At 39.7% G+C, this 20,922-nt stretch carries 21 protein-coding genes and 2 other annotated features (1 of these 23 cut by a window edge); of the genes, 13 read left to right on the forward strand and 8 right to left on the reverse strand.

The annotated features are described in order from the left end of the window. Positions 1-168: 168 nt before the first annotated feature. From AC58P7_RS10050 to AC58P7_RS10070, 5 genes are all read left to right on the forward strand, one after another. Positions 169-510, forward strand: a complete 342-nt coding sequence (locus AC58P7_RS10050) for an ArsR/SmtB family transcription factor (protein WP_497342325.1) — start codon at positions 169-171, stop codon at positions 508-510. 335 nt (positions 511-845) lie between these two features. Further along, entirely contained in the window at positions 846-3,530 is a 2,685-nt protein-coding gene (locus AC58P7_RS10055; RefSeq protein ID WP_497342327.1) for an MFS transporter, read from the forward strand. 48 nt (positions 3,531-3,578) lie between these two features. Continuing rightward, entirely contained in the window at positions 3,579-4,034 is a 456-nt protein-coding gene (locus tag AC58P7_RS10060; RefSeq protein ID WP_497342329.1) for a MarR family winged helix-turn-helix transcriptional regulator, read from the forward strand. 159 nt (positions 4,035-4,193) lie between these two features. Further along, the gene (locus tag AC58P7_RS10065) at positions 4,194-4,679 is read left to right on the forward strand and encodes an arsinothricin resistance N-acetyltransferase ArsN1 family A (RefSeq protein ID WP_497342331.1); all 486 of its coding nucleotides are present in this window, start codon (positions 4,194-4,196) and stop codon (positions 4,677-4,679) included. A gap of 44 nt (positions 4,680-4,723) precedes the next feature. Then, a complete protein-coding gene (locus tag AC58P7_RS10070) occupies positions 4,724-5,764 on the forward strand; it encodes a flavin-containing monooxygenase (protein WP_497342333.1) in 1,041 nt (346 codons plus the stop codon). 132 nt (positions 5,765-5,896) lie between these two features. On the opposite strand, the gene AC58P7_RS10075 is transcribed toward AC58P7_RS10070, so the two are convergent. The 3 genes from AC58P7_RS10075 to AC58P7_RS10085 all read right to left on the reverse strand — a co-directional run bounded on the left by AC58P7_RS10075 (position 5,897) and on the right by AC58P7_RS10085 (position 8,205). After that, on the reverse strand, positions 5,897-6,553 hold the full coding sequence (locus AC58P7_RS10075; RefSeq protein WP_497342334.1) for a hypothetical protein: 657 nt from the start codon (positions 6,551-6,553) through the stop codon (positions 5,897-5,899). A gap of 275 nt (positions 6,554-6,828) precedes the next feature. Then, complete coding sequence (locus tag AC58P7_RS10080; RefSeq protein WP_497342336.1) at positions 6,829-7,773, reverse strand: ATP-dependent DNA ligase; 945 nt, start codon at positions 7,771-7,773, stop codon at positions 6,829-6,831. Positions 7,774-7,857: 84 nt separating this feature from the next. Beyond that, on the reverse strand, positions 7,858-8,205 hold the full coding sequence (locus AC58P7_RS10085; RefSeq protein WP_497342338.1) for a helix-turn-helix domain-containing protein: 348 nt from the start codon (positions 8,203-8,205) through the stop codon (positions 7,858-7,860). 139 nt (positions 8,206-8,344) lie between these two features. On the opposite strand from AC58P7_RS10085, the gene AC58P7_RS10090 reads away from it, so the two are divergent. Next, complete coding sequence (locus AC58P7_RS10090; protein WP_497342340.1) at positions 8,345-9,337, forward strand: DGQHR domain-containing protein; 993 nt, start codon at positions 8,345-8,347, stop codon at positions 9,335-9,337. Positions 9,338-9,556: 219 nt separating this feature from the next. Here the strand turns inward: AC58P7_RS10090 and AC58P7_RS10095 are convergent, their stop codons facing one another. The 4 genes from AC58P7_RS10095 to AC58P7_RS10110 are packed head-to-tail and all read right to left on the reverse strand — an operon-like array spanning position 9,557 to position 14,768. Next, positions 9,557-9,943, reverse strand: coding sequence for a DUF6262 family protein (locus AC58P7_RS10095; RefSeq protein WP_497342342.1), 387 nt, complete (start codon positions 9,941-9,943; stop codon positions 9,557-9,559). Positions 9,944-10,001: 58 nt separating this feature from the next. Then, the gene (locus tag AC58P7_RS10100) at positions 10,002-11,795 is read right to left on the reverse strand and encodes a tyrosine-type recombinase/integrase (RefSeq protein WP_497342344.1); all 1,794 of its coding nucleotides are present in this window, start codon (positions 11,793-11,795) and stop codon (positions 10,002-10,004) included. 13 nt (positions 11,796-11,808) lie between these two features. Continuing rightward, a complete protein-coding gene (locus tag AC58P7_RS10105) occupies positions 11,809-13,683 on the reverse strand; it encodes a tyrosine-type recombinase/integrase (protein WP_497342346.1) in 1,875 nt (624 codons plus the stop codon). Beyond that, positions 13,680-14,768, reverse strand: a complete 1,089-nt coding sequence (locus tag AC58P7_RS10110; protein WP_497342348.1) for a tyrosine-type recombinase/integrase — start codon at positions 14,766-14,768, stop codon at positions 13,680-13,682. The genes AC58P7_RS10105 and AC58P7_RS10110 overlap by 4 nt, the downstream gene beginning before the upstream one ends. 127 nt (positions 14,769-14,895) lie before the next feature. Between AC58P7_RS10110 and AC58P7_RS10115 the strand changes: the two genes are divergently transcribed. Continuing rightward, positions 14,896-15,780: an ATP-dependent DNA ligase gene (locus tag AC58P7_RS10115; RefSeq protein ID WP_497342567.1), complete on the forward strand. Its 885-nt coding sequence runs from the start codon at positions 14,896-14,898 to the stop codon at positions 15,778-15,780. A 102-nt stretch (positions 15,781-15,882) separates the two neighbouring features. Here the strand turns inward: AC58P7_RS10115 and ku are convergent, their stop codons facing one another. Continuing rightward, positions 15,883-16,764, reverse strand: a complete 882-nt coding sequence (ku, locus tag AC58P7_RS10120) for a non-homologous end joining protein Ku (protein ID WP_497342350.1) — start codon at positions 16,762-16,764, stop codon at positions 15,883-15,885. A 159-nt stretch (positions 16,765-16,923) separates the two neighbouring features. On the opposite strand from ku, the gene AC58P7_RS10125 reads away from it, so the two are divergent. The 6 genes from AC58P7_RS10125 to tsaD all read left to right on the forward strand — a co-directional run bounded on the left by AC58P7_RS10125 (position 16,924) and on the right by tsaD (position 20,359). Then, positions 16,924-17,109 carry a hypothetical protein gene (locus tag AC58P7_RS10125; RefSeq protein WP_497342352.1) on the forward strand — a complete coding sequence of 62 codons (186 nt, stop codon included), beginning with the start codon at positions 16,924-16,926 and terminating at the stop codon, positions 17,107-17,109. Then, positions 17,106-17,288: a small, acid-soluble spore protein, H family gene (locus tag AC58P7_RS10130; RefSeq protein ID WP_497342353.1), complete on the forward strand. Its 183-nt coding sequence runs from the start codon at positions 17,106-17,108 to the stop codon at positions 17,286-17,288. The genes AC58P7_RS10125 and AC58P7_RS10130 overlap by 4 nt, the downstream gene beginning before the upstream one ends. A gap of 157 nt (positions 17,289-17,445) precedes the next feature. After that, positions 17,446-17,952 (forward strand): tRNA (adenosine(37)-N6)-threonylcarbamoyltransferase complex ATPase subunit type 1 TsaE, encoded by a 507-nt coding sequence (tsaE, locus tag AC58P7_RS10135; protein ID WP_497342355.1) that lies wholly within the window; start codon positions 17,446-17,448, stop codon positions 17,950-17,952. Then, positions 17,933-18,742, forward strand: coding sequence for a tRNA (adenosine(37)-N6)-threonylcarbamoyltransferase complex dimerization subunit type 1 TsaB (gene tsaB, locus AC58P7_RS10140; protein WP_497342357.1), 810 nt, complete (start codon positions 17,933-17,935; stop codon positions 18,740-18,742). The genes tsaE and tsaB overlap by 20 nt, the downstream gene beginning before the upstream one ends. 2 nt (positions 18,743-18,744) lie before the next feature. Then, positions 18,745-19,248, forward strand: coding sequence for a ribosomal protein S18-alanine N-acetyltransferase (gene rimI / locus AC58P7_RS10145; protein ID WP_497342359.1), 504 nt, complete (start codon positions 18,745-18,747; stop codon positions 19,246-19,248). A 64-nt stretch (positions 19,249-19,312) separates the two neighbouring features. Continuing rightward, positions 19,313-20,359: a tRNA (adenosine(37)-N6)-threonylcarbamoyltransferase complex transferase subunit TsaD gene (tsaD, locus tag AC58P7_RS10150; RefSeq protein ID WP_497342569.1), complete on the forward strand. Its 1,047-nt coding sequence runs from the start codon at positions 19,313-19,315 to the stop codon at positions 20,357-20,359. A gap of 73 nt (positions 20,360-20,432) precedes the next feature. Continuing rightward, positions 20,433-20,684: a binding site (T-box leader), on the forward strand. A 61-nt stretch (positions 20,685-20,745) separates the two neighbouring features. Next, positions 20,746-20,922: a binding site (T-box leader), on the forward strand (it continues 84 nt past the right edge of the window).

Genomic DNA, 20,922 nt, shown 5'->3' on the forward strand with positions numbered 1-20,922 from the left:
CATCCTAGCCATGCCGCTGGTTCGTTCTTTTATTGGGGTCAGTCTAAAATTATATTACGAGACCCCTATCGTACTTCCAACTCTTAATCTGGTGGTAGTAGGCTACGAAAAGGTTTCAACGAATATTTGTTCATCAAAAAAAATTGATTAATGAACCGGGTGAAAACAATGAAAACCATAATCCCAATACATGAAGTAAAGATAACTACTGCACCGGACGATTCTTTTTTTGAAACGTATGAGGCAAAGTTTAAAGCCTTGGCGGATCACAAGAGACTGCAAATAATGTATGAGTTAACACAGCGGGGAAAAACTTGCGTTTGCGACCTATGCGATATCGTGGAAATGGCTCAATCCAAGTTATCTTATCACTTGAAGATCCTTTTAGACGCCAATCTAATTACAAAAGAAATGATTGGCACCTGGAGCTATTACGAAATCAATACTTCTGCAGTGAACGGATTGCTATCAGAAGAGCTATGCTGCATTTTTAGACCGAGTCGCTCTTAAATTTTTTTAAAAATTACATCAATTTTTTTGATGTATATATCAATATATTTTGATTAAGGAGTGGTTTTACATGTTATTTCATGATATCAATCCCCAACTGATGTACGTAGAAAAGCAAGGTAAACAAGTAATCATAGGGAAAGCAGCTCAAGGCCAGGGACAAAAACAAATAAACTTTAGTCTCAAAAAGTTCGTAAGGTTATTCCGGATTAACAAAAATCAAACTGCTTGCTGTGCATGTGCTTGCTCTTAAGAGTGAGTAAGTTTGCGTCTTTCGAAAATAGCTTACGTCTTAAATGGATGATAAAGAAATCTATTTTATGGAGGTATCTTCAATGAGTAAAAATATAGTTCTATCTAAAGCGAAATTACCTGTAGCGATCATAGGTGCTGGTCCTGTTGGCCTTGCCGCAGCGGCACATTTAGTTACACGAGGAGAATCTTTTGTATTGTTTGATGCAGGGAATTCGGTGGGGGCCAGTGTCCTTAAATGGGCTCATGTACGTCTCTTTTCTCAATGGGAATACAATATAGATAAAGCAGCGCGGCAGCTGCTTACTTCACATGGTTGGATAGCACCGAATGATTCGGAAATCCCTACTGGATTAGAGATGGTTGAGAACTATTTTAAGCCTTTCGCCGAGTTACCTGAAATCAAACCTTTCATAAACCTGAACACGGAAGTGACCGCTGTGAGCCGCAAAGGTTTGAACAAGGTAAAAACGCATGGCCGCGACGATCTTCCGTTTGTCTTACATGCAAAGAGAAATGGAGAGCGCCTCGTGGTTGAGGCTAAAGCTATCATTGATGCTTCGGGTACTTGGACAAATCCGAATCCACTCATTTCTGAAGGTGTATGGACAACTGAGGAACAGTATTTAAGTAAACAAGTATTTTATGGTATACCTGATGTTCTAGGTAAGCATAAAAATCGCTATAGTGGAAAGAAAGTTCTTGTTGTTGGTAGCGGTCATTCCGCGATCAATACACTTTTGGAACTCGGAGAGCTTAAGGGGCAGCTACAGGAGACTGAAATTGTCTGGGTACTAAGAAAATCTAGACTAGAGGATGTTTACGGGGGGCGGGATCAAGATCAGCTAGCTGCGAGAGGAGAACTCGGAACGCGTATTCAGAAGCTAGTTGAATCAGGTAAAGTTAAAGTGATGACGCCATTTCATATTCAAGAATTAAAAAAGGACGGGGAAAAAATTCGGATTATTGGTTCTTTAAACAGCGAATTGGCCCATATTGATGCGATTGATGAGATCGTTTCGAATACAGGTTCCCGTCCTGATTTTTCCTTCTTAAGAGAAGTTAGAGTGATAGCAGATCCAGGCCTGGAAAGCGTTTTGGAGTTAGCGCCTCTAATAGATCCGAATGTTCATAGCTGCGGTACGGTTAGACCACACGGGGAAAATGAGCTAAGACAACCAGAGAAGGACTTTTATATTGTTGGATCGAAGAGCTACGGTAGAGCACCGACTTTCTTGATGGCGACAGGGTATGAACAAGTGAGATCCGTTGTTACAGCTTTAGTTGGCGATCGTGATGCAGCTGAGAGGGTTGAACTTGAACTGCCTGAAACTGGGGTATGTAGTATCAAAAGTAGCTCGTGCTGTGAACCTGAAAAAAGTGAAACAATGGTAGTAAAATCTGATGAAGTAAGTTCTTGTGTTCACCAATTACCAAACCGGTGGCATCGACATCTTCATGCTGCAGCTAGATTACATGGGCGTTGTCTTAAGGGCAATGCCGCTTTTTATTTTGAAAGGAGAAGTTCGTTGATCAGAGAGCAGACAAAAGAAAGTGCAGATCTCAAACCTATTATTTTTTTGGCACTTATCACAGCTGTCTCACTATTTGGTGATTCGATGCTATACGTTGTATTACCGATTCATTGGAACGATGTGGGACTAACGTCCCTCATTGAAGTTGGGATTTTACTCTCGGCAAATCGTTTTGTGAGATTACCGCTCGGCCCCTTGATTGGATGGTTGTACAAAAAAATCAGCATCAGAAATGGTGTGTTTTTGGCCGTATTCATAGCAGGAATGACTACATTACTTTACGGATGGGTAGATGGTTTTTATAGTTGGCTTATTCTGCGGTGTATTTGGGGTGTAGCTTGGTCGTTATTTCGTTTGGGCTCTTACTTCATGATCCTCGAACTATCGGATGACCAAAACAGAGGTTACTTCATGGGGACTTACAATGGGCTTTACCGAATAGGCAGTTTAGTGGGTATGCTTGCTGGTAGTATCTGTGTAGAATTGTTTGGATTACGGGCTGTTGCTACAACTTTTGGTATTCTGGCATTCCTAGTACTTCCTGCTGTTTACAGGTTTATTCCCAAGGCGAAAAAACAAATTAAATCCGAAGATGTTCCACTCCAAAAGAGGGTACTTATAAAACTTCCAGCATTGCAAGGGACTTTAATTTCTGTGTTTCTAGTTGGCATGTGTCTTGACGGCATGCTCACTGCAACGTTAAGTCACCTGATTGATATTCACCACAAGACGTCGTTTATATTTTATGAAATAGTTATTGGAGCTGCCACCCTAGCCGGCGCTCTACAGGCCGTACGATGGGCGTTGGGCTCATTTATGTCTCCTTGGTTTGGTCGGCTATCTGACTGCAAGTGGGGACGCAGACCGTTTCTTATCGGCTCACTTGCTTTGGCTGCGATATTTATGGCTATGACAAATTTTGAGATTCCTTTTGGCCTTTGGTTACTTGATCTACTAGCACTGCTCATAGTTACAACTTTATTATCTACAATTATGGATGCAATGGTTTCGGATATTGCAATCGGAACTGCTCGAACATTTATAATGACCATCTATGTAGTCGTATCCGATGTGGGAGCATCAATGGGGCCGTTGTTTGGTTATTTATCTGAGCATTTCATTGGTTTAAGTATGACTTATTGGCTTTCTGCAACGCTTCTATTGCTGCTAGGTATCATTTGGTTTATGAAAGGTAATGTAGGAATGAGGAAGGATACCACCGTTAATCAATAGTTGCATTTATCAATTAATGTGTGTTATAAAATAGTTAGGTGATTTAATATGAATAATAATCCACAATTCCCAGATGTGAGAGAAGTGCTGCAGTTACTTGTTCGGAGATTCGGACTGCTTCAGAAAGATGGCGCACAATGTTGCGGTATTTCGGTCATACAAAGTCATATCATTTACGAGCTAATGAAGCACCCTAATATTGCTCTAAATGATTTGGCCCAAAATCTCTTCACCGATACAAGTACAATTAGCAGGCAAATTCAGCAATTGGTCGAGTTGGAAATGGTACGAAGGACTCCTGATTCTAAAGATCGGCGTTATGTGGTACTTTCTTTAACCTCAAAAGGGGAAGAACAGCATCAAGCTATATCCAAAACAATGGAGAATTATGTTCAAGGGATTTTACAACTCATACCGGAAAATAAGCGGGATCAAGTTGTCGAAAGTTTAGGCCTTTTGAGTCAGGCTATGAATCAAAATGAAAATTGTTGCTCCTCCTCTTAAAAGAGGAGATTATTTTAGGTGATAGTTGCAAAAATCAATTATTTCATAATGAGTTTAATGATTTGGATAGTTTCAATTCTCCTCTTAGGTGAGGAGTTCTTTTTAGGGTATTAGTTGCAAATATCAACTATTATAAAATTCATTTAATGAGGTGTTCGCATGATCATTCGAAATGCAAAAATAAGCGACATTAACGCGATTCTTGATATCTACAACCAAGGAATTGAGGATAGAATCGCAACCTTAGAGGAGGAAACAAAGAACTTTCGTTATATGCAAAGTTGGTTTCAAACTCACGCAGGCAGATATACTGTTTTGATTGCAGAAGAAAATGAGCAAGTTGTCGGCTGGGCTTCGATAAACCCATACAGCACACGTTGCGCCTATAACGGAGTTGGAGATATATCCATCTATATTGACCGTGAATACCGCGGTAAAGGGATTGGGAGTAGCCTTTTGAAAGAGCTAGAACGTGTGGGTAAAGAAAATGAGTTTTATAAGTTTGTACTTTTTACATTCCCTTTTAACGAATTAGGTCAAGGGCTTTACCGTAAATCGGGATATCGTGAAGTTGGCATTTTTCAGAATCAGGGCGTTTTAGATGGGAAATATGTTGATGTTATGGCGATGGAAAAGTTGTTATAAGGAGCATGTATTAAAAAAATGAAGAGTAAGGTTGTGAGATAATTATGTATAAAACCATTGTAATCGGTGGAGGGCAAGCTGGACTTGCTGCGGGATATTACCTTAAAAAATATGGACTGTCATTTCTCATTTTAGAAGCCGGTCCTGAAGCAGTTGGATCATGGCCACATTATTACAATAGCCTAAAGCTGTTCTCACCCGCTAAGTACTCTTCTTTGCCAGGTTTCCCATTCCCAGGTGGGGGCGATCGTTATCCCTCACGGGATGAAGTGATTTCATACCTTCTAGAATATGCATCTAAGTATAATATGTCGGTGAAGACAAACACACGTGTTGAAAAAGTAGAGAAATTTAATGGGAGGTTTCAAGTTACCACAACAAGTGGAGAGGTTCTTGAAGCTGGATCTGTTATAAGTGCAACAGGCTCATTTCACAGACCCTATATACCTGATATTCCTGGATTAGCAGAGTTTCGAGGTGAAGGTATTCATTCATCTGCGTATCGAAATACCAAGCCTTATCAAGGTCAACGTGTGATTGTTGTCGGGAGTGGGAACTCAGCAGTTCAAATAGGTGTTGAAGTCGCTGAGGTATCCACTACGACCCTAGCGGTTCGAACACCGGTTAAACTCCTACCTCAGGTCAAGTTTGGGCGCGATCTGCACTTTTGGTTAATTGCTACCGGGTTAGATAAATTCCCTTTTCCTTTGTTTGGCCGTCCAGTACCGGAGCCAACTACTGTTATTGATTCGGCAGGGTTTAAACAACTATTAGAGAGTGGAAAGCCAAATCAAAGACCAATGTTTACTTCGATGTACGAGGATGGTGTTGTTTGGGGGGATGGGGAGAGAGAGCGCGTTGATGCGATCATTTTTGCTACTGGGTTTAGGCCAAATTTATCTTTTTTATCGGAATTGAATGCTTTAGATGATCGTGGATTTCCAAGACATAAGGTTGGAGTGAGTAATGTTACGGATGGGTTATATTTTGTTGGACTTTCTGGGCAAAGATCGTTTGCCTCTGCAACACTACGTGGAGTCGGGGACGATGCCCGATATGTTGTTAGAAAATTAATGAAAGCATGAATATATTCTTATCTGTATGGAGGATATTAGATGATGAACGTTAAGTTAGTAAGTACCTAGATGAAAACTGCTAGGGTGATTAAGCTAAAACTATCACAATATACATCGGCAGCATTCTACGCTAACGGGCATCTAGTTTATGATTTCACGAATTAACTCTATTATCAACTTGTAATGGTTATCGAAAAAATAAGGATCGATAGTTTGTTTTGAGTGTGTCCTTGATATTTTTTGATATAAGTATACAAATTCACGGATAACAAAATAACTGTTATTTACTGTAGTTGATGAAGCAAAACCGTCACCACTGTATAAAGAGTGAGTCTGCTCAGTTTGTATAATATTATGGTGCTTTGTGAAATTACAAAAATCTCGGACGTACTCAGATGAGTTATATAAATCATTACTTTGTTTCTTAATATGGCGGTCATTGGTACTAACTTGAGCAAAATTTCTTGTCAATTCGATTGATGATTGTAATGTTAACATCATAGCTATTACTTCACACGTCAAAGTTAGTAACTGTTCGTCCAGATCATTAAACTGATCGGGGTTGTACAAACTGAATTGAGCTCTGTCATGGTGATATTTTGCAGCGTGTAGTTTGAATTGAATGGAGTCTAATAACTTTTCGACAATATTTTCCACCTCAACCTTTACTTGTTTATTTATCTGCCACTTAAGTTCATCTGTAATTTGGCAATAAAGTACTTTGCAAAAGTGTCGATAGGAACATACCAATGGCCAAACCGCCAATGCGACCTTTTCAACCACCGCAAATGTACCCACCTTTTTTGCAGTCTCTATAAGCTTCTACAACGTGATTAATAGCATGTTGGGAAGTTGGTCTTATCATCTCTGAAAAATCTTTATAGTGAGACTTGGAGCCCTTCTACGTTGACTGCAGACTAGGCACAATCCCTATCTTCTAGATGTAAATCCACAATTTCTAAAACGCCCTTCATTTTAACCTATCTTACAGGAGGTACGCCAAAACATTAAATGCAGAATCCGCTATTTCCTAGTCTGCATTTTTTTGAATACACCAATAAGGTTCTATTCAACTAATTCTGATTTAAGTTACAATCTTTTGAATCCATATTCATAAAAGATTGAATACTTGGGTGTCTTAGAGTCTTGTTTGGGGTCCATTCTAAAAAAGTTACTTTAACAACTAAAAGGGGTTCTATCCATACTGCTTCTCTCGCTCTTTCGGGTTCGTTAATAAAAGGACGTTCTATCGTTTCTATATCTTGAACTTTTTCAGTTACGTTCTGCCAATCTTTTAATGTGAGTTTACCAGTGCCTGCATGACCAATGTACCATAGTTGATCCTGATCATCATACAATCCTAATAAAAGTGAGTTCACTATTTTATCCCTGTAAGTAACTCCACCTATAACTGCAAATATGTCTTTAAAAATCTTTTTCTTAAGCCAGCGCTTGTCCTTACCATTTATTAAGTAGCTACTGTTCAGGTCCTTTATTAATATACCTTCTAGTTCATGCTGTACCACTACTTTAAAGAGAGTTTCAATATCCATATGGTTAGTAACTAATTGAACTTGTTCATTAGGCATAATGATTTTTTCTAGTATTGCTTGTCTTTCTTTAAGACTTAAGTGTGTAAGCCAATTTCCATCAAAGTAAAGTATATCAAATATCATATATGTTATTGGAACTTGCTGCATTACTTTAGTTACTGTGCTTGATTTTCTAGCGCTGTCACGTCTCATAATCTCATAAAAAGAGGGTTTTCCTTGAGAAAGTGCAATAATCTCACCATCTAATATTACAGAATTAGCTGAGCAGAAAACCTGTGGATGGGTTAATTCAGGATATTGCATTGTTCTATCATTGCTTCTTCGATTTATTAGTTTGGTTATGCTTCCATCAAAGTATAGTAGCATTCTCACCCCATCCCATTTGATTTGGCTAGTAAAATGATCGCCAGAAGGCAATCTATCAGTACTAATTGGCTCAAATGGGATTATTGGTACAAAATCCAATTGTAATCCCCCCATTAAATTGTTGTTATAGTAACATTCTTAACAATTTAATGGATATTATTTCAACTCAAATTATATTTTTGTTTATTTCTGAGATATTGATGAAATCTCATCAAAAATTTTCATGTAGGTTTTAAGTTCCTGGGTATTTTTAGTAAGTAGTTTTGAAAGTAATACTTCAGCGATTAATTCTGAATTATTAGTACGACTAACAGGGATTTCAGTAAAATGAAAAAAAGTTGTGGGTGACATCTCTAGAGCAGTAATGATTTTATCAAGTGTTTCAAGAGAAATATTTCGATCCCCTCGTTCAACTCCACCGATATAAGAACTTTGTAATTGAGACCGTTCGCCTAAGAGCTCTTGAGTCATACCTTTTTGTTTCCGTAATTGTCGAATACGTGCACCGACAATTTTTTTTAAGTCTACCATTTGACCACCACCTGAGATCAGATTAGACAAGTCAAATGATTACTGAAAGATCAACATACTATATATTCCATTGTAAAAAGAACTTATAAGTACTATTATTATTTTTGAATTGATTTAATATCTTGGGGTGAACATAATAATGCAGGTTTTAGCGAGTCAAATGGTGATTGAAAACGTGTTACAAACTAAAATGCGAGGTAAGGTGGTCTATCAAAGCCAGCTTCCAGCTTCGTTAGCGCTAAACCTTACTTTTGTAAAACCTTACGATGATCCTTCGGGTAAAGGATATCAAAGACCAGTGGATCCAAAAAGATGTCATGATTTTGCTGTATATTTATCCAAAGGTGAGGATGCACTCTTTACTCCTATTCTTCTTAATGCTTGCTCAAATTGGGAGTACGTGGCTTATGATAAACATAGATCAAATTTCGGGAGATTATTATGTAAGGGAAAGGCCTCATTAATGGATGGTCAGCATCGATTGGGGGGAATTAAACGTTACATTCAAGAAACAAATTCTGAGATAAATATTCCTTTTCTTGCATTTCATTGTTTAGATGAAGATGAAGAGATTAAGCTCTTTGACACAATTAATACCAAAGCAAAGGGAATTGGCCCTTCGTTAAGTAAGTATTTAAGACGAGATTCTGACGAGTTAAGTTGGATTGCCACTGAGTTACTTTTACGTAAAGAAAGCCCTTTTCATAATATAAGTAGTATTATTGGAAAACGAGTCAAAGGACGTCACATAACACTGCAAAATCTTTATCGTACGCTATATTTCCTTTTTAAGAACCCAAAGCTATCTGTTTTTAACAAAGAGGAAAAGTTAAAAATAGCTTTAATATTTTATACAGCAATAAAAGATAGTTATCCTCATGAATGGCTTGACTATAGTGGACATCGTATTACACATATAGTTTGTCTTGATGCTTTATCTATGACTGGCAGCATCATACTTCAAAGGTGTGTAGGAGAAGAGAAGCGCAATTTCAATTATGAAGGAATTATTAGAGCAATAAAAAAATTAGATAGAATTGATTGGTCGACAAATGGTCATTTAAAATATTTAAAAGGATTAACCAGCTCAAGATCACTTTCCAACGACCTAATCTCTATAGTAGAAAATTAAAACACTAGCCATTTTGGCTAGTGTTTTTTTTCAGTACGCCCAGCATGGGCGTTATCTTTAGGATGAAATTCCCGATCGGATCCTGACAACTTCCAGTGAGCAAGAGCATGGTGTCACTATGAGGTGGGATATGAAGGAAGCAATTTTGTGAATGCGGGCGAGAGCGCGACAAAAAGATTTAGAAGTTAAAAAGAAAAATTCCCCAAGCTCTTTTCAAAATCAATCTTTTTTTGAAAGAAGTAATTGCGAATACAACACTTCTATCTGCTGCTTTTGCTGTTTAATTTCTTTATCTTGTTCTTTAACTCGATTCTTAAGAGTAGAAATGAGACTATCTTTTGAAGAGTCTGTTATAGTCTTAGTTATTCTCTTTTTATTAATAATTTGCTGACTTCTCAGATGTTCAATACGCTCTCTTGCATCAACATTCTTATAAAGCCATGCTGGAGATAGATCTCCTTCTTTAGAAACAGTATTGAAGTTGATAGGACTGTTTTGATTTAAAAGAATTCTGATAGCCTTATCGAACCGCTTTTTACACTCTTCTTTCTTTTTAACTGCATGATTTCTTAAACCTTCAACGTTCCTCGCATGCAAATTCTTCATCTTTCTACTCCTCCTAAGAAGTAAGAGTTTGAAAATGAGATTCAAACTATTTAAATGATTACTCCATAGTATGTTCTAATGAATCAACTATCTTTGACAAATTTATCATAATTTCTTGGTTCACTTGTAAATGTCTTTCCATTCCATAACTTTTTGCAATCTCAATATTTTTGCTTGTTTCCTCTATTTGTTTTAAGTGTATAGGTAAAAAGCTTATATCGGTCCTAAAATGAGTACAACTCAAACATGCATTGGAATGAGGACATTGTAAACTTACTGATAATGCACAATATCCATTGGGCAAAGTTAGACTTACACCTTCATTTAGAGTATCCAATTTAGGATCAACCAGAAGTTCTCCTTTGTAGTTAATTAGTATTTTTTGTTTTTCACGCAACTCATTTTTTAATGTTGAATTATGAATGTGAGCATATGTGTCAGTAGTTTTTGGATTTTGATGACCTAAAAATTGCTGAACAAACCGATGAGGGACTCCGGAATTTATCATTTGTGTACCCACAGTATGTCGGAACTCATGTGCTCTAAAACGATAAAATGTACCATCTTCGTATCTTATCCCCTTACTAGTTGTAAAAGTATTAATTACTTCTGATATTAGTCTTTGCTTATGCGGAAGGCCTTTATTATTAACAAATAAGTATTTTGAATTTGGCCAAAACAATGTTACTTCATCCTGTTGTTGCTTTATTATTGTAGTCAATTCCTTCGTAATTGGAATCATATGCTCTCTCATCGTTTTGTTTTGAAAATATTTTAAGTATGAATCACCTTCATTATCAACTGATATACAATTAATGGGTATTTGCAATAACTCTGAATAACGCATACCACTATGTTGCAAGATTTTCAAAATACGCATTATTTCTACTGGAAGCCCGTCCATATATAAATTAATTTGATTAAGTACATACTCAGGTATAAACCTCGGATGTTTTCTACTTTGAGGTGGCAGGTCATCGTCATAAATCAATATGGAATCACGAAACTCTAATACTTTATTTATAGAACAATATTCAAGAAAGCCTCTTAAGTTAACAATATACGATAGTGGAACTGATTTAAGTTTGCTTTTTATATGGAACAAAAACTTAATAATTACTTCCCTTGTCACGTCAAAGCTATTCTTGATATCAGGTAAGTTTTTATAAAGAAAATTAGAGAACGATTTAATAACAAGACAATACTTATTTAATGACACTGGTTTTATTAAGTGCAAATTGTTCTTTATGAATACTTTTAATGCATCTTTTAACCATGAGTGTTGAATCTGCCAGAAAGTGAAGTGGGAAAAATAATATGTTGGATTTGATTCTAACCCCAATTTCTTCAAATCCCAGATATCTTTTTCGAATTCAGGTCTATCATCATAATAATTGATTATGTAAGAATAAATTCTTTTTAACATAGAAAGTACTATTTCTTTTGCTGTCTTCGAAGACTCAGCCAATCCTTTTAAAACTACTTTTCGCCAATACTTATATCCTTTAATAGTTAAGCTTTTATCATTCGTAGTGATCGATTTTGCAAGAATAGTTAGTAGCTTATTCAAATAGTTTAAAATTGATGTGAGATATGAGTCTGTGTTTATAATTTTTTTTCTGATGAAATTAAGTATGCCGTACTTTAATTCAATGTTGATCCTATAATTATTTGTAAATAGAATTGATTTATTATTGATAATTAAGTTTTTTTCTGCATTTAAAACTGTTATCATTCCTTGAGATAATTCATCATTCATCACCCATTCGAGTGGTAGGTGCTTTTGCATAAGCTCTTGTTTTGAAAGAGACCATATTAAATTTCCCTTAACTGGATTAATAATGATAGACATAATAAAAATTAAATCATTCCTTTGATAGTGAATTTACAATGTTATTAAGGGTATTTATAACTTTTTCGTTTAATTCGATCTGTCTGATCCATTTATTTTCTTTTGATACTTCCAATAAGTTTTGCGTAGTTTCTAATTGATGTAAATGAACATTTAGGAAGGATTTATCTGTTCTGAAGTGTTCACAGGTTAAGCAAGCATTTGAATGAGGACAAGGACCAGCAATAACAGGAATCGAACAAAAACCGTTTGGCAATGCTTGCGATAGTATGTTTTTTTTCAGCCATTTTAGATCTTTTAGATTATCATCATTAGATTCGGAGATTTCTTTTCCGTTGATATCTATTAATTTACCTTTAAAGTCATAGAACTTTTTTTTAAGAGAAATATCATAAATATTAGCATACCTGTTGGTCATTTCAGGTGAATCATGACCTAAGTATTTTTGTACAATATTCTGGGGTACGCCCATGTTTATTAGTCTAGTACCGACGGTGTGGCGGAACTGGTGAGATTGAAAGTGAAATATCTCACCGTTTTCATCGCAAATACTGTACTTGAATGCAAGTCTATTAATATTTTCATTGACGTTTTTTTGAAGGATAGGGTTTCCCTTATTATTTGGGAATAATATATTTACAGCATCTCCGCATAATTGCCTTGCGAAAAGCTGTTGTTCCTTTATCACTTTAACAATCTCAATAGGAATTGGTATTTCGTGATCTTTTTTTAATTTAGATTGATAGCTCTTCAGGAAATAATCTCCTTCTTTATCCTTAGAAATACAATCTGATCTCAAGGTGATAACTTCACTTATCCGCATCCCACATACTTGTTGAATAAGCAACAACCTCATAATATCTGGTCTAAGACTCTCGAGCTTATCGTTAAGTTGCTGTAATATAAATTCAGAAATATATCGGGGTTGAGCATCATAAAAAACATTTTTGAACTTTTCGAAATATATAGGCTCGTTAAATTTGACCCATTTCTCTCTAGTACTAATAACAAAGAAGTCTTGGATAGCACAAAAATATACTTGTTTGGTTCCTTGAGATAACTGAGTTTTATTCAAATGATCTATAAATTCATGTATTAGTTTGCGAGATATATCTTCGAATTTTATATTTGGATATTGACTGGATATAAAATTTGCGAAAAACTTTAGTCCAGATGATTTATTCATTGCCGTCGAGAAGCTTTGTCGAGTTATTATTTGAAAAATAAATCGTTTAGCATAATCTTTAAGCCACGGGAGCTTAATTGCTTCAAAAGATATTTTGTATGTACCTGTTGTCTCGTTATAGGGAATTCCTAAGTTTCTGACATCCCAAACATCTTTATCAATTTCATTTCTTTCATCATAAAACTCAGTAGCAATTTTAATGAATTGATGCAATATATAAATCCCATCGTGTTCTTTTTTATAAACTTTAACTTCATGTTTTGAATCAAGCATAGTACGCGTGGAAGTTCTGTACATTCCCTTTCTAATTAGAAAATCTTTTAGACTTGCCTCTAAATTCTTTTGGTCTATAAGCATTAACATGTTGAGATTATAGTTATTTTCTTCTAGCCACTCTACGATAGCTTTTATTCGACTTAACTTCGCGGCTAAAGATTGTACGCACCATATCCTGTCGTTTAAGATCTTCCATAATATTAATTTCATCTCTATTGATAAGCTTGATGTAGAATCTGGAAATTTAATATATCTGGCTAAATTATTTCGTATTATTTTATCAATATCTTTTTGAGTAGTTGCTGGGAGTTCAAATAACTTCCATACATCCTGCTTATACACATGATCAATTCGATTGAAGATAGGTAATAATTTATTTTCCTTGATCTCAGTAACTTCAGAAATCAATGAGAGTAGTGGAGTCAATTTTTATCCCCCATTTTTTTTCTATACTTTTCAAATTCAATCTTCATATCTTCGTTGCTAAGGTGAGTATACGTATTTATAGTTGTTTGGATCTGTTTATGTCCTAATCTTTTTTGTACGAATGACATATCCCATCCACTCCTAACTAAATCTGTGGCATGAGAATGCCTGAACATATGTGAGTGGAAAAAAATACCGGTCTTTTTTTGAATCCCCTCAATAATTTTTGCTACAGATTCGTAAGTTAGAGATTTACCCACTTGTCCACTCCATAGATTAATAAACACGTAATCACTTTCAATTTCATCGAGATCATAAACTACATAATCGGTATATATTTTCATTAGTTCTTTTGAAACATGTACCGTGTATTCGTTATCCGTTTTTTGCCTTGCAAAGTTTGTATTGTCATCACGTGGGACGATGTTTATTTCGTTGTCCATAGATTTAATGTCTGCGTGGTGCAACCCCAAAGCCTGTCCAATTCTCATTCCTGTTTCAAATAGTAGAGAGAATAAAAGCTTGTCTCTCCGGTTATTGCATGAATTAATAATAAGGTTTATCTGTTCATGTGATAAAACTTTTGGTAGTAGTTTCGGAGATTTGAGTTTTATATTTTTAGTTCTAATTGGTCGAGATCTCTGTATGTGGTGTAAAAATGATTTGAACCCTGATCTTCTATGACCTGTATTTAGAACCAAGGGGTTTGCTTCAATTTCCCCATTCTTGTAGTGGAAATCATAAAATGAGGATATAGAAGCCAGGTATAAATTTATTGAACTTTCTTTTCGTTTGGCTTCTTGTTCCAATAGAAGTTCAGCAAACGGTTCCGGTGTCTTCAGGAAGTGTATGTAATCCCCAATTGTTTCTAATTTAACTTTTCTCCAATCTAAATTCTTATGATTTAAATACCTCCAATAAATTGTTAAGCCATTAGCATATGTTCTAATTGTGTTAATTGAATAATTAAAGTTTGATAAATATTTAAGATAAGAACTTATTGGCTCAATAGGTAGAAAATCCTTACCAATAACTATATATGTTATTCCCTTAGTGCTAATTTTCACTTTCTGTACCTTTATCATATCGTCTCCTTTATAAAAAACACTTTGTGGAATTGCTCCAGATAAATCGTATACAATGTAAACTTAGTGTGACTCTTTGATACGTTAAATAGATTAACACTATTAATTATTATACTCCAGATAACAAATTAAATGGGATGGCGTTCGCATGCTAACCTATTATAACGGCAAGGAGGTTCGGCTGTGGAATCGCCGTTGCCATGAAAGGACGGAGCAGTACCCCGAGCTGTTGGATATTCACTCCTACTGTACAGCATCTTCTATCATTTTGGATGGGGAGATTATTGCTTTTGATGATAAAAAGCCGACATTCCATGAGATTATGAAGCGGGAATCGCTTCGTAAAAAACAAAGCATTGACCGAGCGGTCAACCAGACACCGATTACGTATATGATTTTCGATATCCTGATGTGTAACGGAAAATGGCTGCTAGATGAGCCTTTGTCTGTTAGACAGAAAGTCCTGCGGGACGTGATTACGCAGCAAGCACATTTTCAACTGACACCGAATATGACCGATGGTCACCAGCTCTATGAGGTCATGAAAGCACATGGGATGGAAGGGATTGTGTGTAAGGATCTGCAAAGCACCTATGCGTTAGGCGGGAAAGATCAGCGTTGGTTGAAAAAGAAGATATTCCATGACATCCATGCGGTTATGGGAGGAGTTACGTATCGCGCAGGTATCGTCAATGCGATTCTGCTGGGGCTTTTCGATCGGGAGGGACGATTCATATATATCGGTCACGCGGGGACAGGCAAACTAACTCGCGAGGAGTGGCGACAGTTGACTAAGCTCGTCGAGCCACTGATGGTGAAGGAGAAACCTTTTGCCAACGAGCCGGAACGGAGCAAAGATGCGACTTGGATCGAGCCGAAGCTAACCGTCAAAATTCAATACATAGAATGGACCTCAGGCGGAACTATGAGGCACCCGAGCATTCAAGCGTTCACGCAGGTGGGGCTGGCGGAGTGTACGTTTGATCAGATTGGGTATATATCCAATGAGTGAGAGCTAGAGCAGCTTCATTCTGAATATCCCTGCCCAACCAATCCAACCACAAAAAATGCCCCATCTTGGAAGCCAAGATAGGGCATTTTTCATTTCACTGCTTCAAGTCACTGGCTCCTTCGCCTTTCTCGCTCGTGGCTTCGCCGCGGGCTTCTTCTCTGCTGTCTGCTCTAGTGTAACCGAAGCATCCTCTCCAAGTGTTACTTTGCCTTCGGACGGTTTGGTCGCATTTAAGCTCGCTTGCAGCGCAGCCATCAGGTCGATAACGCTTGTCTTTTGCAGAGCAGGTGCGGACTGGATTTCTTCGCCTGCCACTTTACGCTCAATCGCATCAAGTAGGCGAGCGCGATACTCATCCTTATATTTTTCGGGTTCAAAAGGGGTGGAGAGCTGGTTTATCAGCATTTTCGCCATCTCCATCTCCCGCTCATTCACCGTGACCTTCTCGGGAAGGTTGGGTACTTGCGAGATTGGACGAATTTCATCGGGATAAAATATCGTTTCCATCGCTAAGCAATTCTCAATAACACGAATCGCGGCTAGCGAGCTTTTGGAGCGGATCGACACCTTGGCGATACCGATTTTGCCTGTCTGACGCATGGAATCGAGCAACAGCATGTAGGCGCCGGCGCCCGTATCACCAGGGCCGAGATAGTATGTTTTTTGAAAATAGACCGGATCGATGTCCGTTAAATTTACGAAGTCTAAAATCTTAATTTCCTTGTTCGCTTCTCCGGAGATTTCCTCAAGCTCGTCCTTTTCAAAAAGAACAAATCGCCCTGGCTCATACTCATAGCCCTTCGAGATTTCCTCCCACTCTACTTCTTTCTCGCAAGTCTGGCATTTCCGAACATAGGATAGCGGGGTAATACAAGTTTTGTGAATATAGCGCATAGAGATATCTTTATCCTCTGTGGCCGAAAACATTTTAACAGGAACATGAACAAGTCCGAAGCTGATCGCGCCTTTCCACACGGTATGCATGGATAGCATTCCTCCCCTAACATACGTAATTGTACTAGTATTCTCTTGATGCATTCCCTTTATACGGCAGTCATTTAAGAGAATGGTTACAGGAGAGATTGGAGACGTTATTAAATGCAACATGATAACCCAAATAGCGAACCTAAGGAGGGATTACGGATGGCATCAGAATCGAATTTGTCGCAGGATTCGAGCAATGAAGGTAAAGATGATTGTTTCATGGACATTGATCGTATGATTAATGAGGGGCTTGGAGGCGGCAACGTCACCATGCATAATGGTTTAATTGACGAATTCACTACGGATACGATGGCTGCTCCGGAATCCGTACTGGATGAACCATGAATGTTCACCGCGCTCAGGAGATTTTAGCTGCTGATGAGAAAATTGAGGTAGACCTGGATGGGATGGCTGTCTGGATTGATAGTGTAGATGCCGGTAAAGGTCTCGTCAAAGTGCATGCGGAAGGCAATCCCGCAGATGCTCGGGTCGTGCCAGCTGGGGAGCTCGAAGAGGTACACTAAAGGTACGCGTGGGCCAAATAAGCCTTCTCCGATGTCGAATCGGGGAGGGCTTTTTCCATCTCTATTTAGCCTAAATAGAGGTTTTCTTAGTGACAGGTTGCTGTCACCTGCTGGCGAGGACTATAATAGAACCAGCACGCGCACGCGGAAGAAAGGGATGAGATCATTGACTCAATCCACATTTTGGTTCCATTCTCTGCATGAAGCAGATACGGATAAGTTGGGAACCCTATTGTCTAAGTATCTACAGCCAGGGACAGTCTTAACGTTAGACGGTGATTTGGGTGCGGGAAAAACGAGGTTCTCCCAAGGCTTTGCTAGGGCAATGGGAATTTCGGAGCATGTTAATTCGCCTACATTTACCATTATTAAAGAATACGAGGGAGCTGGTCTCCCTTTCTACCATATGGATATGTACCGCATTTCGCAAGAGGAAGCAGATGAGTTGGGTTTAGAAGATTACTTCTATGGGGCAGGGGTTACGCTGATCGAATGGTCAAGCTTAATTGAGGATTTGCTGCCACCCGACAGACTAAGTATTACGATCACCCAAGAGGTTGATCAGACCCGCGTATTTCACCTGACTCCTTACGGTTCGCCGTATCTGAGCTGGTGTTTACAGATGAAGGAGAACGGACATTTACATGACGGAACGGATAAATAATTCGGGTCGATGCTTAGCGATCGATACCTCAACATCAGCAATGACAGTTGCTATTTTGGAAAATGGCAACTTGCTCGGAGAGATTAGTTCTCATGCGGAACGAAATCATTCTCTGGGATTGCTTCCCCACATTCAAGATTTACTCAATCGCTTAGGAATGAAGCCGCGAGATCTGCGTTCAGTTGCTGCAGGTCAAGGACCTGGCTCGTATACGGGCGTGCGGATCGCTGTTTCCGTAGCCAAAACATTTGCATGGTCGCTAGGGCTCGACTTGATCGGTGTATCCAGTTTAGAGGCTATGGCAATTGGTGGTTCTGTACAGAACGACTATAAGGGGAGTGCTCTAACATGGGTAGTACCTCTAATGGATGGAAGGCGCAGACAAGCATTTACAGCTGTGTATGCTTTTGAAGGGGGAACTGCCATTACGGCTCAACGAGAACCAGATGCTAGTTGGCGTGAAGTGTTGCCAGACGGTATTCGGGTTATCGGTGCCTGGACGGAGCAAATCCTCTCGCTAGCTAGTACTTTGGTGCCTGAACAAATTCTGTTCGTTGGTGAAACAGCAGGCTTTACAGCTGAGCTTGAACAGTTTGAGAAGGATTTTGCTGGCAGCGTGAGTGTAGTTCCTTACGGCATTGAAGCTGAGTATATTGGATTGCTGGCCTATCCGAGATTAGCGAGTGGCGAGAAGGCTGACGTGCACACCTTTGTGCCGAATTACACAAGGCTTCCAGAAGCAGAAGCCAATCTGCTGGCTGGCCTGCAGACGAAGAAAGGGGAGCATTAATCATGGAACAGAGACAGCCGCATGCCATAGAAAATTCATTGGTATTCCGCTCAATGACCATGGAAGACATTCCTTTTATTTGTGAGATCGAGCAGGAAGCGTTCACGACACCTTGGACTAGAGGGGCGTTTGAGAATGAGCTGACGAACAACCAGTTTGCCCATTATATGATTATGGACATCGAGGGTGAAGTCGCCGGATATGGCGGTATGTGGCTTATCATGGAAGAAGCGCATGTCACGAACATCGCAGTCAAAGACACCTATCGAGGTCGCAAGCTCGGAGAACGACTGCTTCGTGAGTTGATGAAAACCTCAGCTTTCCTTGGTGCAATTCGAATCACGCTTGAAGTGAGAACCTCGAACTATGTAGCACAAAATTTATACGAAAAGCTAGGCTTCCGCTCCGTTGGGGTGCGTAGAGGCTATTATACAGATAATCGCGAGGACGCTGTCGTCATGTGGGCAGACCTGCCCAAACGTAGAAAGGATGGTCTCAGTGACTGAGACTTTCAGATAGGTGAAGAATGTGAGTGAAGAAGTACAGATGCAACAAGATAGACAAGAAGAAATGGTGGAAAATGGTCAAAAGGAAACTGCCGCAACAAAGCCGGTGTACATCCTCGCCATCGAAACGAGCTGCGATGAGACTTCCGTGGCTATTGTTGAGGATGGGAAAATCATTCGTTCAAACGTGATTTCGAGTCAAATCGAAACGCACCAACGTTATGGCGGGGTTGTGCCGGAAGTGGCTTCCCGTAAGCATGTGGAGTCGATCACATGGATGTTGGAGGAAGCCGTCACGGAAGCGGGAATCTCGCTCCACGAGCTCTCCGCCATTGCCGTAACCGAAGGCCCCGGATTGATCGGGGCCCTGTTAGTCGGCGTCGTCGCGGGCAAAGCGCTCGCTTGCGCCCTAGACCTCCCGCTGATTGGTGTTCACCATATCGCGGGACATATCTATGCCAACCAGCTCGTCCATGAGCTGGTGTATCCTTCGATTTCGCTCGTCGTGTCCGGCGGACACACCGAGCTCATTCTGCTCGAAGGCCCCGGCCAGTTCCGTATCATCGGGCGCACGCGCGATGATGCGGCCGGCGAGGCCTACGATAAAATTGCCCGGGCAATGGGATTGCCTTACCCGGGCGGACCACACGTGGATCGGCTTGCTCAGGAAGCCGATTCCGAAATCAAAATGCCTCGCTCCTGGCTCGAGGCAGACTCCTACGACTTCAGTTTTAGCGGATTGAAATCCGCGGTGCTGAACGTCGTCAACCAAAGCAAAATGCGCGGTGAAACCGTTCAGGTCGCGCAGATTGCGAAGGGCTTCCAAGCATCCGTCATCGACGTGCTTGTGGAGAAAGCGAGCCGCGCCGTGCGGGAATACGGCGCGAAGCAGCTTTTACTCGCGGGCGGAGTTGCCGCGAATAAAGGGCTGCGCAGCAGGCTCGCCGAGCGCTGCGAGCAGCTGGATGTGCCGCTGCTGGTGCCGCCGCACCGGCTTTGCACGGACAATGCGGCGATGATTGGCGCCGCCGCATTCCTCAAGTGGGACAAGCAAGAGTTCGACTCCATGGAGCTGAAAGCTGAACCCCAACTCAAGCTGGAAGAGTGGTAAGCGAATAAAATAAATTTTCAGACAGGTGTATTGACTTTGGAAATTGTGCATACTATAATCACAATCAATACTTTCAAACGCAACGAACGGGAATAGTAAGGCATGATCAGTTTCGCTCAGAGAGCTGTGCGCTTGGTGAAAGCACAGACGAAACGTCACCTGAACTCGCCCGGGAGCGGTAGGACTGATAAGGATGCCAAGGATCCAGCACCCAAGTAGGTCTTGACGGTTGACCCCCGTGATCAGGTACATGAGTGGTTTCGAGCGTAATAGCTCGGATCAATTAGAGTGGTACCGCGGAAGGTTCAAGCCTGTCGTCTCTTTTATAGAGATGGCAGGCTTTTTTGGTTGTTCTGAAACTGATTTAATCGAGGAAAACACATATAAAAAACGCGATGAACAAGAGTAGTAAGGGCTCACGTCTACGGTACAGAAAGCTGCGGGTTGATGCGACGCAGACCGAGAACGCCCCGAACTCGCTTGGAAGCGGTCATCTTGATCAGCTGGTGTACAGCTGCTAGGGATGAACGGATGACCTCCGTGATCGGGTGATATAGCGGGCA

It is taken from the genome of Paenibacillus sp. J22FR5 (assembly GCF_059691975.1).

Bases quoted from the DNA above. Each gene is read 5' to 3' on its own strand.
- AC58P7_RS10050 (WP_497342325.1), top strand. From the start codon at position 169: ATGAAAACCATAATCCCAATACATGAAGTAAAGATAACTACTGCACCG.
- AC58P7_RS10055 (WP_497342327.1), top strand. From the start codon at position 846: ATGAGTAAAAATATAGTTCTATCTAAAGCGAAATTACCTGTAGCGATC.
- AC58P7_RS10060 (WP_497342329.1), top strand. From the start codon at position 3,579: ATGAATAATAATCCACAATTCCCAGATGTGAGAGAAGTGCTGCAGTTA.
- AC58P7_RS10065 (WP_497342331.1), top strand. From the start codon at position 4,194: ATGATCATTCGAAATGCAAAAATAAGCGACATTAACGCGATTCTTGAT.
- AC58P7_RS10070 (WP_497342333.1), top strand. From the start codon at position 4,724: ATGTATAAAACCATTGTAATCGGTGGAGGGCAAGCTGGACTTGCTGCG.
- AC58P7_RS10085 (WP_497342338.1), bottom strand. From the start codon at position 8,205: ATGGTAGACTTAAAAAAAATTGTCGGTGCACGTATTCGACAATTACGG.
- AC58P7_RS10090 (WP_497342340.1), top strand. From the start codon at position 8,345: ATGCAGGTTTTAGCGAGTCAAATGGTGATTGAAAACGTGTTACAAACT.
- AC58P7_RS10095 (WP_497342342.1), bottom strand. From the start codon at position 9,943: ATGAAGAATTTGCATGCGAGGAACGTTGAAGGTTTAAGAAATCATGCA.
- AC58P7_RS10100 (WP_497342344.1), bottom strand. From the start codon at position 11,795: ATGTCTATCATTATTAATCCAGTTAAGGGAAATTTAATATGGTCTCTT.
- AC58P7_RS10110 (WP_497342348.1), bottom strand. From the start codon at position 14,768: ATGATAAAGGTACAGAAAGTGAAAATTAGCACTAAGGGAATAACATAT.
- ku (WP_497342350.1), bottom strand. From the start codon at position 16,764: ATGCATACCGTGTGGAAAGGCGCGATCAGCTTCGGACTTGTTCATGTT.
- AC58P7_RS10125 (WP_497342352.1), top strand. From the start codon at position 16,924: ATGGCATCAGAATCGAATTTGTCGCAGGATTCGAGCAATGAAGGTAAA.
- AC58P7_RS10130 (WP_497342353.1), top strand. From the start codon at position 17,106: ATGAATGTTCACCGCGCTCAGGAGATTTTAGCTGCTGATGAGAAAATT.
- tsaE (WP_497342355.1), top strand. From the start codon at position 17,446: ATGAGATCATTGACTCAATCCACATTTTGGTTCCATTCTCTGCATGAA.
- tsaB (WP_497342357.1), top strand. From the start codon at position 17,933: ATGACGGAACGGATAAATAATTCGGGTCGATGCTTAGCGATCGATACC.
- rimI (WP_497342359.1), top strand. From the start codon at position 18,745: ATGGAACAGAGACAGCCGCATGCCATAGAAAATTCATTGGTATTCCGC.
- tsaD (WP_497342569.1), top strand. From the start codon at position 19,313: ATGGTGGAAAATGGTCAAAAGGAAACTGCCGCAACAAAGCCGGTGTAC.